At 58.9% G+C, this 13046-nt stretch carries 17 protein-coding genes; 9 read left to right on the forward strand and 8 right to left on the reverse strand.

Features of this window, described 5'->3' with window-relative positions; translation table 11 throughout:
* Window positions 1-59: 59 nt before the first annotated feature.
* A complete protein-coding gene (locus BM225_RS14615; RefSeq protein ID WP_072709678.1) occupies window positions 60-1034 on the reverse strand; it encodes a glutathione S-transferase family protein in 975 nt (324 codons plus the stop codon).
* Window positions 1035-1152: 118 nt separating this feature from the next.
* Window positions 1153-1545, reverse strand: coding sequence for a winged helix-turn-helix transcriptional regulator (locus tag BM225_RS14620; protein ID WP_072709680.1), 393 nt, complete (start codon window positions 1543-1545; stop codon window positions 1153-1155).
* Between the two features lie 104 nt (window positions 1546-1649).
* Between BM225_RS14620 and BM225_RS14625 the strand changes: the two genes are divergently transcribed.
* Entirely contained in the window at window positions 1650-2495 is an 846-nt protein-coding gene (locus tag BM225_RS14625) for an SDR family oxidoreductase (protein WP_072709682.1), read from the forward strand.
* A gap of 127 nt (window positions 2496-2622) precedes the next feature.
* A complete protein-coding gene (locus tag BM225_RS14630) occupies window positions 2623-2973 on the forward strand; it encodes a hypothetical protein (protein WP_072709684.1) in 351 nt (116 codons plus the stop codon).
* Between the two features lie 15 nt (window positions 2974-2988).
* Here BM225_RS14630 and BM225_RS14635 read toward each other — a convergent pair whose 3' ends face one another.
* Complete coding sequence (locus tag BM225_RS14635) at window positions 2989-4161, reverse strand: MalY/PatB family protein (protein ID WP_072709686.1); 1173 nt, start codon at window positions 4159-4161, stop codon at window positions 2989-2991.
* Window positions 4162-4261: 100 nt separating this feature from the next.
* On the opposite strand from BM225_RS14635, the gene def (BM225_RS14640) reads away from it, so the two are divergent.
* From def (BM225_RS14640) to BM225_RS14655, 4 genes are read left to right on the forward strand one after another with little or no spacing between them, the layout of a single operon-like run.
* Window positions 4262-4780, forward strand: coding sequence for a peptide deformylase (gene def / locus BM225_RS14640; protein ID WP_072709688.1), 519 nt, complete (start codon window positions 4262-4264; stop codon window positions 4778-4780).
* Window positions 4777-5268 carry a peptide deformylase gene (gene def / locus BM225_RS14645; protein ID WP_072709690.1) on the forward strand — a complete coding sequence of 164 codons (492 nt, stop codon included), beginning with the start codon at window positions 4777-4779 and terminating at the stop codon, window positions 5266-5268. The genes def (BM225_RS14640) and def (BM225_RS14645) overlap by 4 nt, the downstream gene beginning before the upstream one ends.
* Window positions 5265-6179 carry a methionyl-tRNA formyltransferase gene (gene fmt / locus BM225_RS14650; protein ID WP_072709692.1) on the forward strand — a complete coding sequence of 305 codons (915 nt, stop codon included), beginning with the start codon at window positions 5265-5267 and terminating at the stop codon, window positions 6177-6179. Before def (BM225_RS14645) ends, fmt begins: the two co-directional genes overlap by 4 nt.
* A 3-nt stretch (window positions 6180-6182) precedes the next feature.
* Complete coding sequence (locus BM225_RS14655) at window positions 6183-6419, forward strand: hypothetical protein (protein ID WP_072709694.1); 237 nt, start codon at window positions 6183-6185, stop codon at window positions 6417-6419.
* A gap of 3 nt (window positions 6420-6422) precedes the next feature.
* Here the strand turns inward: BM225_RS14655 and BM225_RS14660 are convergent, their stop codons facing one another.
* The 5 genes from BM225_RS14660 to BM225_RS14680 form a co-directional block, all read right to left on the reverse strand.
* Entirely contained in the window at window positions 6423-7046 is a 624-nt protein-coding gene (locus BM225_RS14660) for a trimeric intracellular cation channel family protein (RefSeq protein ID WP_072709696.1), read from the reverse strand.
* The gene (gene rnhA, locus BM225_RS14665; RefSeq protein WP_072709698.1) at window positions 7043-7495 is read right to left on the reverse strand and encodes a ribonuclease HI; all 453 of its coding nucleotides are present in this window, start codon (window positions 7493-7495) and stop codon (window positions 7043-7045) included. Before rnhA ends, BM225_RS14660 begins: the two co-directional genes overlap by 4 nt.
* Complete coding sequence (locus BM225_RS14670; RefSeq protein ID WP_072709700.1) at window positions 7488-7943, reverse strand: DUF3429 domain-containing protein; 456 nt, start codon at window positions 7941-7943, stop codon at window positions 7488-7490. Before BM225_RS14670 ends, rnhA begins: the two co-directional genes overlap by 8 nt.
* Before the next feature lie 102 nt (window positions 7944-8045).
* Entirely contained in the window at window positions 8046-8996 is a 951-nt protein-coding gene (gene ispH, locus BM225_RS14675; RefSeq protein WP_072709714.1) for a 4-hydroxy-3-methylbut-2-enyl diphosphate reductase, read from the reverse strand.
* 194 nt (window positions 8997-9190) lie between these two features.
* Window positions 9191-9760, reverse strand: coding sequence for a LabA-like NYN domain-containing protein (locus tag BM225_RS14680; RefSeq protein WP_072709716.1), 570 nt, complete (start codon window positions 9758-9760; stop codon window positions 9191-9193).
* 128 nt (window positions 9761-9888) lie between these two features.
* Here BM225_RS14680 and folK point away from each other — a divergent pair, with 128 nt between their 5' ends.
* The 3 genes from folK to BM225_RS14695 are packed head-to-tail and all read left to right on the forward strand — an operon-like array spanning window position 9889 to window position 13045.
* Window positions 9889-10491, forward strand: a complete 603-nt coding sequence (gene folK / locus BM225_RS14685) for a 2-amino-4-hydroxy-6-hydroxymethyldihydropteridine diphosphokinase (protein ID WP_072709718.1) — start codon at window positions 9889-9891, stop codon at window positions 10489-10491.
* Window positions 10492-10528: 37 nt separating this feature from the next.
* Entirely contained in the window at window positions 10529-10885 is a 357-nt protein-coding gene (rpoZ, locus tag BM225_RS14690; protein ID WP_072709720.1) for a DNA-directed RNA polymerase subunit omega, read from the forward strand.
* A gap of 24 nt (window positions 10886-10909) precedes the next feature.
* Window positions 10910-13045 carry a RelA/SpoT family protein gene (locus BM225_RS14695; protein ID WP_072709723.1) on the forward strand — a complete coding sequence of 712 codons (2136 nt, stop codon included), beginning with the start codon at window positions 10910-10912 and terminating at the stop codon, window positions 13043-13045.
* Window position 13046: the final 1 nt, after the last annotated feature.

A 13046-nucleotide genomic window follows, 5' to 3' on the forward strand; every position in this document is an offset into this window, starting at 1 on the left:
GCGCCCCTTGTTCGTCTGGGGCGCAGGTTGCCGATTGAACGGCGCGGGGCAAGTCAAAATTAGCCGCGACCGTGGGGTGCGTCGAAATCCAGCACCGGATTGATCGGGATGATGCGGTTTGGGTTAATCATGTCGTGGCTGTAGTGATAGTGGCGCACGATGTGATCCAGGTTCACCGTCGGCGCGACACCAGGGCGTTGGTACAATTCGCGCACGTAGCCCCACATGTTCGGGTAGTCGATGATACGCTTGCGGTTGCACTTGAAGTGCTGGTGATAGACCGAGTCGAACCGGACCAAAGTGGTGAACAGGCGCCAGTCGGCCTCGGTCAGGTGGTCGCCGGTCAGGTAGCGGTTGGTGCTGAGGATCTGCTCAATCCAATCGAGGCTGTCGAACAGCGGATGCACCGCCTCGTCATACGCATCCTGAGAGGTCGCAAAACCCGCTTTGTAGACGCCGTTGTTCACCGTGTCGTAGATGCGGCTGTTCAGCGTCTCGATCTGGTCGCGCAGGGAAACAGGCCAGTAATCGTCGGTGTTGCCGGTCAAGTCGTTGAACGCGCTATTGAGCATCCGAATAATCTCGGCGCTTTCATTCGATACGATGGTGTTCGTCTTCTTGTCGAAGAGGACAGGCACGGTCACGCGGCCAGTCATTTCGGGCACTACCTTGGTGTAGACCTCGCGCAGGTAATCCAGCCCGAACAGGGTGTCACCGGTCGCTGCGGGGTAGTCGGTCGAGAACGTCCACCCCTCGCCCAGCATTTCGGGATGCACGACGCTGACGCTGATGTGCGATTCCAGTTCCTTGATCGCGCGGAAGATCAGGGTGCGGTGCGCCCAAGGGCACGCGTAAGACACATAGAGGTGGTAGCGACCGCTCTCGGCGGCATAGCCACTGTCGCCGGTAGGGCCTGCGCTGCCGTCCGCGGTCACCCAGCTACGGAACTTCGCTTGATCGCGGACGAATTTTCCGCCCGTTTCAGAAGTGTCGTACCATTTGTCTTTCCATTCGCCGTCTACCAGCAGTCCCATCGGGGCCTCGCAATCTGTCACTCAATGTTCCAATTTGAACAGAACGTAGGGCGATCACGGGTCCGTGCACACAGGTAGGGCCGCGCATATCCCCTGCCAAAATGCACATAGGGCAGTTTTAGGCGGTTTCTGCGCGGCTATTTTCGGGTTTCAAGATGCGGGGCAGGTTGCCTTCGATCCAGTCGGCTAGAGCGCGCACATGCTCGGCCACTTCTTCGCCCATTGGTGTCAGAGTGTAGTCCACCCGTGGGGGCACTTCGCCGTGGTCATGGCGCCGGACAAAACCGTCTTCTTCCAATGTTTGAAGGGTCTGGGCGAGCATACGGTCACTGACTCCGCCTACCATCCGGCGGAGTTCGGCGAACCGCTTGGTACCGCCCTGCAGGGCGATCAGAACCAATACGCCCCAGCGGCTGGTGACGTGTTTTAGGATGTCGCGAGACGGGCAGGCGCTGGCTAGAACATTGCCGCGCAGGGCCCCGCTGTGAATGGCGTCGCTGAGGGATGTCATGAAACCTCCGAAAAAATCTATACACTAACATTTATGTACGTACTTACGAAATACAAGCGCTATGTCTAGCTATGGGTCATCGAAACACGGTTGAGGATTTTGAAATGACCATCGCGATCACCGGCGCCACCGGCCAACTGGGCCGCATTGTTATCAATCAATTGAAAGCCAAGATTCCTGCAGAGCAGATTGTGGCTCTGGTCCGTTCTCCCGAAAAGGCGGCGGACTTGGGGGTCGAGGCGCGGGTCTTTGATTACGACAAGCCTGAGACCCTAGAGCCTGCACTCTCGGGCGTGGATAAGCTGCTGCTGATTTCGGGCAGCGAGATCGGCAAGCGGATTGGTCAGCATACTGCGGTCATCAATGCGGCCAAAGCGGTGGGCGTCCCCTATATCGCCTACACCAGCCTGCTGAACGCGACCGAGAACACGCTCTCGCTGGCCCCTGAACACGTTGCTACCGAAGAGCTGCTGACCGAGTCAGGCATTCCACACACGTTGTTGCGCAATGGTTGGTACACCGAGAACTACACTATGAGCTTGCCGGCTGCGGTCGAACACAACGCTCTGATCGGAGCGGCGGGGGATGGGCGCATTTCGTCGGCCTCACGGGTGGATTATGCTGCGGCTGCAGTAGCCGTGCTGACCGGCGAAGGGCACGAGGGCAAAACCTATGAGCTGTCGGGCGATTCGGCTTATACGCTGACCGAATTGGCTGCCGAGGTGTCCAAACAGACGGGCAAGGATATTCCTTATGTGAACATGTCCGAAGCTGAGTATGCGGCAGCGCTGACACAGGCGGGCCTGCCCGAAGGGTTCGCTGCGGCGCTCGCCAGCTTTGACGTCGAAGCGTCCAAAGGCGCGCTTTATGATGATGGAAATACCCTGTCTGGCTTGATCGGACGGCCCACGACGCCCCTGTCTGATGTGGTGGCTGCGGCCTTGGCATAACGCCGAGCACGCCTCATGGCACGCGCGTTGCACGAAGGCTGCAGCGCGCGACCTTTGTCGAAGTTATCCATTGGAAACTTGACCTTAGTCTTTCGCGTGTCATGCTCGGAGTGCGATGGAGGGTCAGATGTCAACGTTTTTGCCAAAAGATGTAGAGGACGGGCTGCGGGATGCGGTAATCGCAAACCAGCGCCGTCAAAGCCGTTTGCGGGTGCAGAACGGCGAAGAGAGCTACAAAGTTCTGAAAATGTGGTCGAACGGGTTTTCGGTGGCGACCGAGGATGCTCCCCATTTGCGCGGGTTGGTCGACCTTTATGACGCGGGCCGTCACCTGTCGCAGGCGCTGATCGTGGCTTCCGAAGTGGGCGACGGTGAAATGCGTTACGAGTTCAAGCGCAGCACACTGGCCGCAGACAAAGCTCCGGTGGACTTCGCCGAAGACCCCAGTGCGCCTGTGGGATTGCTGCCCCGCCTGTAACGGGGCAGTCCCGACTTACTGCAGGTCGCTAAACGCGGCCTTCAGACGCTCTGCCGCTTCAGCGACGCGGGCGCGCGGCGTTGCAAAGTTAAACCGCATGAAGGTCTCGCCGCCTTTGCCAAAGGTTTCGCCGTGGTTGGCTGCGATGCGGGCGTCTTGTTCGATGCGCTTCTTGTACTCGGACTGGTCCATGCCCGTGCCAGAAAAATCAACCCACGCCAGATAGGTCGACTCCATCGGCATGGAGGTCACGCCTGGGATGCTCTTTAGAGCCTCGTCCAAGAGGCGGCGGTTGCCATCCAGATACTCGACCAAGGCATCCACCCACTCTGCACCTTCGGGCGAATAGGCGGCGGTGGTCATTTCCAGACCGAACGAGTTGCCCGAAATGCCCAACGCCATCATGCGGGCACTGAATTTGGCGCGCAAGGTGTCGTCGGGGATGATGACGTTGCCGGTATGGCTGCCCGCGATGTTAAAAGTCTTGGTCGTGGCGGTCATCATCACCAGTCGGTCCATGATGTCAGGCGCAGCGACAGCCATGACGTGGTGCTTGTTGCCGGGCATGACCAGATCGTGGTGAATCTCGTCGGAGACAAGGATCAGGTCATGGCGCTTGGCGAACTCGGCCACGCCCTTCAGTTCCTCCAGCGTCCAGACGCGGCCACCGGGGTTATGGGGCGAGCACAGGATGACCATCTTTTCGTTGCCGGTCATCTGGGCGTCATAGGCATCGAAGTCCATCTTGTAGATGCCATCTTCGATCACGAGCGGGCACTCGACGACCTCGCGCCCCGCCGCTCGGATAGTGCGGGCAAAAGCGTGGTAGACGGGTGTGAACAGGACCACGCCTTCGCCGGGCTTGGTGTAGGTATCCACGCACATACCGGTTCCGTTGACCAATCCATGAGTGGTCATGATCGCCTTCGCGTCGACGGTCCAGCCGTGGCGGTTGTCCATCCACCACTGGATCGCACCTTTGTAGTCCTGATCGCCGCCGAAATACCCGTAGACCCCGTGCTCTGCCATCTTCTCGACCGCGCGCTGGACGCAGGTGGGCGGGCGAAAGTCCATGTCGGCAACCCACATCGAAATCCCGTCCTTGGGCGAGACGCCGTACAAAGGCTCCATCTGGTCCCATTTCGCGGAATGAGTGCCCACGCGGTCGATGATTTCGTCAAAATTCATGGGGGTGCGTCCTTTTTTAGTCCTGCCGGCAGGCTATCGCGGTGTTTTGCGGACGCAAGGGGCGTTGCGTGATCGAGCGCCATCGCCTAGATGAATTTTTATGATACGCCCCATTCTGATCCACCCCGACCCGCGCCTGAAAAAGGTATGTGCCCCCGTGGCCGACATCTCGGACGACCTGCGCAAGCTGGCCGACGATATGCTGGAAACGATGTATGATGCGCCCGGCATTGGGCTCGCCGCGCCGCAGATCGGTGTCATGGATCGCGTGATCGTCATGGATTGCGTCAAAGAGGACGGCGAAGCGCCCCAGCCGATGGTGATGTTCAACCCCGAAGTCATCCTGAATTCGGACGACACGAACGTCTACGAAGAAGGCTGCCTGTCGATCCCCGACCAATTCGCCGAAGTCACACGCCCCAAAGAGGTCAAGGTGCGCTGGCTGGACCGCGACGGGAACTTGCAGGAACAGGACTTTGACGGGCTGTGGGCGACCTGCGTGCAGCACGAGATCGACCATCTGAACGGCAAGCTGTTCATTGATTACCTTGGCCCGATGAAGCGCCAGATGATCACACGCAAGTCCATGAAGTTGAAGAAAGAGCGGGCCCGTTCGTGAGACGTAAGACTCTGCCCTATACCGACAAGCGCCTGCGCACAGTCGCCGCGCCGATCGAAGAGATTACCGACGAAATCCGCGCGATCTGGCAGGACATGATCGACACTATGGAAGCGATGCCCGGCGTTGGGCTGGGCGCGAACCAGATCGGTGTCTTGCAGCGCTTGATCGTTGTGGATGCCAGCGATGAGCGTGGTCAGGCCGTGCGCATGGCAAATCCCGAAATCCTGCACGCCTCGGTGAAACTGCGCGAGCACGAAGAGGCGAGTCCGCACCTGCCCGGGGTGTCGGCGCGGATCGAGCGTCCGCGTGCGGTGACCGTGCGTTACATGGATGAAAACGGCGAGACGGTGGAAAAGGATTTCGTGGGGCTTTGGGCGACCAGCGTGCAGCACCAGATCGACCACCTGAACGGCAAGCTCTACACCGACTACCTGTCCAAGGTGAAACGCGACATGCTGGTCCGCAAATCGAGGAAGTTCCAATGAAGGTTGTGTTCATGGGCACGCCCGATTTCTCGGTTCCGGTGCTGGATGCGCTGGTCGAGGCGGGCCACGAGGTTGTTTGCGTCTACTGTCAGCCGCCCCGCCCCGCGGGCCGCGGCAAGAAGGATCGCCCAACCCCCGTCCATGCACGCGCCGAAGCGTTGGGCCTGCCTGTCCGCCATCCCGTCAGCTTGAAGGGCGAAGCTGAGCAGGCAGAATTTGCGGCGTTGGGCGCCGATGTAGCGGTCGTTGTGGCCTACGGCCTGATCCTACCCCAAGCTATTCTGGACGCGCCCACTAAGGGCTGCCTTAACATCCACGCCTCTTTGCTGCCTCGTTGGCGCGGGGCTGCACCGATCCATCGCGCGATCATGTCGGGCGACGCGGCCACTGGCATCTGCATCATGCAGATGGAGGCTGGTCTGGACACGGGCCCTGTGCTCTTGCGCCGCGAAACCCCGATTGGCGAGACCGAGACCACCGACCAGCTGCACGACCGTCTGTCCACCATGGGCGCGGAATGCATTGTCGAGGCTCTGTCGGCGCTCAATACTCTAACGCCGGAAGTTCAGCCCGAAGAAGGCGTTACGTACGCGTCGAAAATCGACAAAGCCGAAGCCGCCGTCGATTGGGCCAAATCTGCGATTGAGATCAGCCGCCAGATCCGCGGCCTTGCAACCTTTCCCGGTGCGTGGACCACACACAAGGGCGAGCGGATCAAACTGCTGGGGGCCGAACTGGCCGAGGGACAGGGCGATGCTGGCACTGTGATCGGACCTGCCCTGACCGTTGCCTGCGCAGCGGGCGCTGTCCGCATCACCAAGGCGCAGCGCGCGGGCAAGGGCGCTCAGGACATTGACACTTTTCTGCGAGGATGGCCCATTGAAACAGGCGAAAAACTAGGGTCGGAGTAAGCGATGTTTCCCGTATTGATCGGCACCGTAGTGATCGCAGGGATTGTGGGCTACGTGTCCGAGCGTTCGGGCTTCACGCGCAACGGCTACCTGCCGTCCATCGTGATCTGCGTGGGCGGCGCGTTTCTATTCTACTTCGTGACCATAATGTTTGGCATCGGCTTTCGCAGTCCGGGCCTGAACGCCATCATCGCGTCAATTGGGGCGCTGATCATCGTCCCGACTCACTTTCGGCGCTGATGATTACTGACGCGGTGGGCGGTGACGGTAGTTCGGCAGCTTCCACCCGAACAGCAGGCTTCCCCCGCGCACGACAAATGTCGCAGCCGCGCCTGCGGACAGATAGATCAGCGGATCGGGGATAATCAGGGCCAACAGGGCGGACGTGATTGACCCCGCGAGTGCGGCGGTGACGTAGAGTTCTCCGTGCCGCAAGACCAAGGGAACGTCATTGCACACCACATCGCGCATCAACCCGCCAAAGCAGCCAGTAATCATGCCCATGATGGTGACGATCATCGGGCTCTGGCCCGCTTCGTGTGCGGCAGAGATCCCAGCCACCACCGCAGTCGACAGGGCGACGGCATCGAGCCAGCGGATCGCGGAGTAGCGGCTCTCGAGTTGCGGGGCGATAAGGAATACCAGCGCCGCAGCCAAGAGCGCGGCCAGGATGTAGATCGGGTCCGCAATCCAGAACACAGGGTTCCGATCCAAGAGCACATCTCGAACCGTGCCGCCGCCAACCGCTGTCAGGCAGGCGACAAAGCCAAATCCGACAGGGTCCAGCTGCTGACGGCTTGCGACCAGTGCGCCGGACAGGGCGAAGACAAATACCGCCGCCAGATCGAGAGCGTAGGTCGCGGTCATTTCTTGAAAGGGGCCATACCCGCGCGGGCCAGTTCATCGGCGCGCTCGTTTTCGGGGTGGCCGGCGTGGCCCTTGACCCATTCCCATTTTACTTCGTGCCTCTGGCGCGCCTCATCGAGGCGGCGCCACAGGTCTTCGTTCTTGACCGGCTTTTTGGTGCTGGTTTTCCAGCCGTTCTTTTTCCAGCTGAACATCCACTGGGTGATACCGCCTTTGACATAGGCGCTGTCGGTCACCACGGTGATGGTGCTGGGGCGCTCTAGCGCCTCCAGCGCGTTGATCGCGGCCAAGAGTTCCATACGGTTGTTGGTCGTCTCGGCCTCGCCGCCTTTGAGCTCGCGCTCCTTCACCACGTCTTCACCGGACTTCGCTTGTAACAGGGCGCCCCAGCCTCCGGGACCGGGGTTTCCGCTGCAGGCTCCGTCGGTGTAGGCGTATAGATCAGGCAAAAGCTGTAATTCCTAGGCAGATGACAACAAGGATGGTCAGCATGATACGCAGCTGAAGCCACCACTTCGGGTTCATCCCCAGATAATTGTAATAGACGTCGAGCGCCAGTAGGGCGACGAACCCGACAATCAGGTTGATCGCGGAATTCATGGTGCCATCTCCCACCATGAAGAAGGCCCAGATGGTCGGCAGGCACGACAGGCCAAGGCCATAGGCGCGCAGGGTGTCATCTTCGACCGTGGCCGAGAAGCCCCAGAGAATGCCCGAAATGAAACAGAGCACGATCAGGCCATAGGACAGCTGGATGTACGGCGCAGACATACGCGAGCCCAAGGTCATCAGGCTCCATTCATTCAGTTCAGGGTACAGGATGCAGGCGGCCCCCCATGCAAAGGGGATAACGCCTGCAAAACCTAAGATCAGGGCGGGTAAAGGGATTCTGGTCATAACTAACTCCAATCAGTGCGGCCATTCGCCGTTGAAATTAGTTCACTCCCTAGCGGTTTCACGCCCCCGGTCTTTGAGCCAGATCATGTAGGTTGAAGTGAATTACGCAGGTACGCGCAGGACGCGAGGCACTTTGAATTCGACATTCTCTTTGGCCGTTTCCACCATCTCAACAGTGACGTCGAAACGCTCGCGGAAGGCATTGATGACTTCGTTCACCAGAACCTCTGGGGCCGAAGCGCCAGCGGTGATGCCAAGGCTGCGGATTTCGCCCAAGGCGCGCCAGTCAATTTCCGTCGCGCGCTGCACAAGCTGCGCGTAGTTGCAGCCGTTCTTGGCGGCGACTTCGACCAGTCGTTTGGAGTTCGAAGAGTTCGGAGCGCCAACAACCAAAAGGGCATCGCAGTCCGGCGCGATTGCTTTGACCGCTTCTTGGCGGTTGGTGGTGGCGTAACAGATGTCTTCCTTGTGGGGGCCGACGATCGCAGGGAAACGGTCGCGCAGGGCTGCCACAATGTCGATAGTGTCATCGACCGACAGGGTGGTCTGGGTCACAAACGCCAGCTTGGAAGGGTCGCGGACATCGACATTGGCTACATCGTCCACTGTTTCCACCAGCAGCACTTCGCCCTCGGGCAGTTGGCCCATGGTGCCCAAAGTCTCTGGGTGGCCCGCATGACCAATCATGATCATTTGCAGACCATTTTCATAATGGCGCTCGGCCTCAATGTGCACTTTGCTGACCAACGGGCAGGTGGCGTCCACGAACACCATCTCGCGCTTGGCAGCCGCAGCAGGCACGGATTTGGGCACACCATGCGCCGAGAAGATCACGGGGCGGTCATCGGGGCATTCGTGCAGTTCTTCGACAAAGACAGCGCCTTTGTCACGCAGGGAGTCGACGACGAATTTGTTGTGCACGATCTCGTGGCGGACATAGACCGGCGCGCCCCACTTTTCGATCGCCATTTCCACGATCTTGATGGCGCGGTCCACACCAGCGCAGAACCCGCGGGGGGCTGCGAGATAGATGGTCAGCTGGGGCTTGGTCATACCTACCGTCCTGTCATGCACATTTGCCCCAGACCTAATGCATGGGGGCCGCCTTCGCAATTGGCGGGCCAGAGATCGTGATGAAGGGGGGATGGGCCCCGTTTGGATGCCTGCGGTGTGAGTGGTGCAGTGTCCTCGGGGCCGATACTCGTACAGTGGTTGCTCTGACGGCGCGGTGGGTACGTCGTCAGGACTTAGTCGTCTTTGGAGGTGTCGTCCGAACGGTCGGGCATTTCGCGCGGTGGACGTCCGATCACTTCTTTCAGATCGTTTAGGTCGATGAAGTTGTCTGCCTGACGGCGCAGTTCATCGGCGATCATTGGGGGCTGGCTGCGGATAGTCGACACGACCGAAACACGAACACCCTGACGCTGCAGGCTTTCGACCAGCGGACGGAAGTCGCCATCGCCAGAGAACAGCACGATGTGGTCCACGTGAGGCGCCAGTTCCATCGCGTTGACAGTCAACTCGATGTCCATGTTGCCCTTGACCTTACGGCGGCCTTGGCTGTCGGTGTATTCCTTGGCCGGTTTGGTGACCATGGAAAAGCCGTTGTAGTGCAGCCAGTCAACCAGAGGACGGATCGGCGAGTATTCGTCGTTCTCGAGCAGAGCGGTGTAGTAGAACGCGCGCAGGAGTTTACCGCGTCGCATGAATTCTTGGCGAAGAAGCTTGTAATCGATGTCGAAGCCAAGCGACTTAGCCGCTGCGTAGAGGTTCGATCCATCAATGAACAGAGCCAATCGCTCGTCCTTGTAGAACATGAAAATTCCTTTCGGTAATTGGATGCCGTTAAAGGTGAGTGGTCTTATCTGGGCATCTTAGAACGAAGTATGGTGAACTGTGCAAAACTCAAGCGTTGAACGCAGTCAGCAATATTGGGGTAGGGGACATGAAAAAGTATAATCAGGTCATTTTTTCTATCGGTGGCAATCAAGAGGTTGATGTTTCAAAAAATATCGAGTTGCAAGTCAGAGTAGCCAGTCTTTTCAGGGAACGCGACGTTTTTCCGCTCTCAATTTCGAAATTCTACCTTACACCAGCCTTTCCGGCCGGAATCGGTGCAGATTTCGTGAACTGTGCGATTCGTGCAAATACCCTTCTATCGGCGCATCAAGTTTTGCAGATTTGCCATCAAATCGAGGCGGAAATGGGGCGGAAACGGATTGTTCGTTGGGGCGAACGTGTAATCGATATCGATCTGATTTCTTTCAATGAACAGGTGAGCCCAGACACCGAAACTTACCAAGAATGGGTCGACCTGCCCTTGGAACGGCAGAAAACAAAGGCCCCGGAGCAATTGATTCTGCCACACCCCCGCGTGCAGGATCGCGCATTTGTGTTGGTCCCCTTGTGTGACATATCCGAAGATTGGGTTCATCCTGTCACGAAGCTGACTGCGCGACAGCTTCGTGACAGCCTGCCTGACACCGAGGTTGACTCAGTGCAAGCGATCGACGGAACACGGGTTGTAAATTACCCCGAGCCCGTATAAATAAGCGCTTTCTACAAGCCTGCTAAGTGGAGATCCCATGGCCCGCGTTACCGTTGAAGACTGCGTCGACAAGGTTCCGAACCGTTTTGATCTGGTGATGCTTGCTGCCCATCGGGCACGCGAGATTTCTGCTGGTGCGTCGCTCACGGTCGAACGTGACAACGACAAAAACCCTGTCGTTGCCCTGCGCGAGATCGCAGAAGAGACCCAGTCGGCTGATTCGCTGCGTGAGCGCATGATTGAATCGAACCAGACCCAGATCGAAGTTGATGAGCCCGAAGATGATTCGATGGCTCTGCTCATGGGTGCGGAAACTGCTGACAAGCCGCAGGACGACGATATGTCCGAAGAAAAGCTGCTGCGCGCTCTGATGGAAGCTCAGGGTCAGAAGTAATTTGCCGATACAGGGCTAACCGGAATGATTGCAGCGCAAGACCTGGTCGCCCTGGTCCGCAACTACAACCCGAAGACCAATGCCGAGTTGATCGAGGCGGCCTATGACTATGGCCGCCTTATGCATGACGGGCAGTTCCGCCACTCGGGCGAGCCCTACTTTACGCATCCCGTTGCTGTTGCGGCGATCTTGACCGAGCAGCGTTTGGATGATGCGACGATCATCACCGCACTCCTGCACGATACGATCGAAGACACCAAATCCACTTATTCCGAGATTACAGAGCGCTTTGGCCAAGAAGTCGCCGATCTGGTTGATGGTGTGACGAAGCTAACCAATTTGCAGCTGTCCTCGACCGAGACGAAGCAGGCCGAGAACTTCCGCAAGCTGTTCATCGCGATGTCCAAGGACCTGCGCGTGATTCTGGTCAAGCTGGCCGACCGTCTGCACAACATGCGCACGATCAAGGCGATGCGCCCTGAAAAGCAGGCGCAAAAGGCCCGCGAGACCATGGAAATCTTTGCCCCACTGGCAGGCCGTATGGGCATGCAGTGGATGCGCGAAGAGCTAGAGGACTTGTCCTTCCGCGTGCTGAATCCCGAAGGACGCGCCAGCATCATGCGCCGCTTTGTCATGCTGCACAAAGAGGCGGGCGATGTGGTCCACCGGATCACCGGCGACATGCGCAATCTCTTGGAAAAGCAGGAGATCGAGGCCGAGGTCTTTGGCCGCGCCAAGAAGCCCTATTCGATCTGGCGCAAGATGCAGGCCAAGGATCAGGGTTTTAGCCGCCTGTCCGATATCTACGGCTTCCGGATCATTACCGAGTCCGAAGAAGACTGCTATCGCGCGCTGGGGGCCATCCACCAGCGCTGGCGGGCGGTTCCGGGCCGGTTCAAGGATTACATCAGCCAGCCAAAATCCAACGGCTATCGCTCGATCCACACCACGGTGTCGGGCCGCGATGGTCGTCGGGTCGAGGTTCAGATCCGCACCCGCCAGATGCATGATGTGGCGGAAACTGGCGTGGCCGCGCACTGGTCCTACCGAGACGGTGTGCGCAGCGGGAACCCATTCGCCGTAGATCCTGCGAAATGGTTGGCCAGCCTGACCGAACGCTTCGAAGAGGATGACGATCACGACGCCTTCCTCGAGGCGGTGAAGCTGGAAATGTACACGGACAAGGTGTTCTGTTTCACGCCCAAGGGTGAAGTGATAAAGCTGCCCAAAGGCGCGACGCCGATTGACTTTGCCTATGCGATCCACACGCGGATCGGGAACGCCTGCGTCGGCGCCAAGGTCGATGGCCTGCGTGTGCCCCTATGGACCCGCCTAAAAAACGGCCAAAGCGTTGTGATCATTACGGCGGAGGGGCAGACGCCGCAGGCTACTTGGATCGACATTGTCGCCACCGGCCGCGCGAAATCGGCGATCCGGCGTGCCTTGCGTGCCGAGGATCGTGAACGCTTTATCAAGCTAGGCCGCGAGCTGGCTCGCGTTGCGTTTGAACATGTCGGCAAGAAGGCGACTGACAAGGCGCTCTCTACTGCCGCGACCGCCCTACGCATTCCCGACGGCGAAGAGTTGTTGGCGCGACTGGGCAGCGCGGAGATCACTGGAACCGAAGTTGTCGCCGCGATCTACCCGAACCTGAAACTCAACACCTCTGCCGAGGTGGAGCCGAAACGCGCTGTGATCGGCCTTGAAGCGGGACAAAACTTTACGCTGGCGCCGTGCTGTCAGCCGGTTCCGGGTGAACGGATCGTGGGCATCACGACCCGCGGGCAGGGCGTCATGGTGCACGCCATTGATTGCGAGGCTCTGGCCGAGTTCGAGGATCAGACTGGCCGCTGGATGGACATCTACTGGCATGGCGGCGAGCACCCAGCCAAGTATCCTGTCTCGCTTGATCTTACGATTAGCAATGATGCAGGTGTACTTGGGCGGATCTGCACTCTGATCGGCGAGCAGAAAGCGAATATCTCGGATCTGCATTTCCTTGATCGCAAACCTGATTTTTACCGACTGATGGTTGATGTCGACCTCAAGGATGTGGAACACCTCCACCGTGTCATGACGGCGCTACAAGCGGACAGTGACGTAGCGGAAATCTCCCGCTGCCGCGATGCGAGCCGCCTTCATGCTTCGGGTGACAAGTAAG

The organism is Donghicola eburneus (genome assembly GCF_900115865.1).
In the GTDB taxonomy this organism is placed as follows: Bacteria; Pseudomonadota; Alphaproteobacteria; order Rhodobacterales; family Rhodobacteraceae; genus Donghicola; species Donghicola eburneus.

What these genes read in the sequence shown, in the direction of transcription:
- BM225_RS14615 (WP_072709678.1), bottom strand. Translation starts at nt 1,034, where the DNA reads ATGGGACTGCTGGTAGACGGCGAATGGAAAGACAAATGGTACGACACT.
- BM225_RS14630 (WP_072709684.1), top strand. Translation starts at nt 2,623, where the DNA reads ATGTCAACGTTTTTGCCAAAAGATGTAGAGGACGGGCTGCGGGATGCG.
- fmt (WP_072709692.1), top strand. Translation starts at nt 5,265, where the DNA reads ATGAAGGTTGTGTTCATGGGCACGCCCGATTTCTCGGTTCCGGTGCTG.
- ispH (WP_072709714.1), bottom strand. Translation starts at nt 8,996, where the DNA reads ATGACCAAGCCCCAGCTGACCATCTATCTCGCAGCCCCCCGCGGGTTC.
- folK (WP_072709718.1), top strand. Translation starts at nt 9,889, where the DNA reads ATGAAAAAGTATAATCAGGTCATTTTTTCTATCGGTGGCAATCAAGAG.
- BM225_RS14655 (WP_072709694.1), top strand. Translation starts at nt 6,183, where the DNA reads ATGTTTCCCGTATTGATCGGCACCGTAGTGATCGCAGGGATTGTGGGC.
- BM225_RS14625 (WP_072709682.1), top strand. Translation starts at nt 1,650, where the DNA reads ATGACCATCGCGATCACCGGCGCCACCGGCCAACTGGGCCGCATTGTT.
- BM225_RS14695 (WP_072709723.1), top strand. Translation starts at nt 10,910, where the DNA reads ATGATTGCAGCGCAAGACCTGGTCGCCCTGGTCCGCAACTACAACCCG.
- BM225_RS14620 (WP_072709680.1), bottom strand. Translation starts at nt 1,545, where the DNA reads ATGACATCCCTCAGCGACGCCATTCACAGCGGGGCCCTGCGCGGCAAT.
- BM225_RS14680 (WP_072709716.1), bottom strand. Translation starts at nt 9,760, where the DNA reads ATGTTCTACAAGGACGAGCGATTGGCTCTGTTCATTGATGGATCGAAC.
- rpoZ (WP_072709720.1), top strand. Translation starts at nt 10,529, where the DNA reads ATGGCCCGCGTTACCGTTGAAGACTGCGTCGACAAGGTTCCGAACCGT.
- BM225_RS14660 (WP_072709696.1), bottom strand. Translation starts at nt 7,046, where the DNA reads ATGACCGCGACCTACGCTCTCGATCTGGCGGCGGTATTTGTCTTCGCC.
- def (WP_072709688.1), top strand. Translation starts at nt 4,262, where the DNA reads ATGATACGCCCCATTCTGATCCACCCCGACCCGCGCCTGAAAAAGGTA.
- BM225_RS14635 (WP_072709686.1), bottom strand. Translation starts at nt 4,161, where the DNA reads ATGAATTTTGACGAAATCATCGACCGCGTGGGCACTCATTCCGCGAAA.
- BM225_RS14670 (WP_072709700.1), bottom strand. Translation starts at nt 7,943, where the DNA reads ATGACCAGAATCCCTTTACCCGCCCTGATCTTAGGTTTTGCAGGCGTT.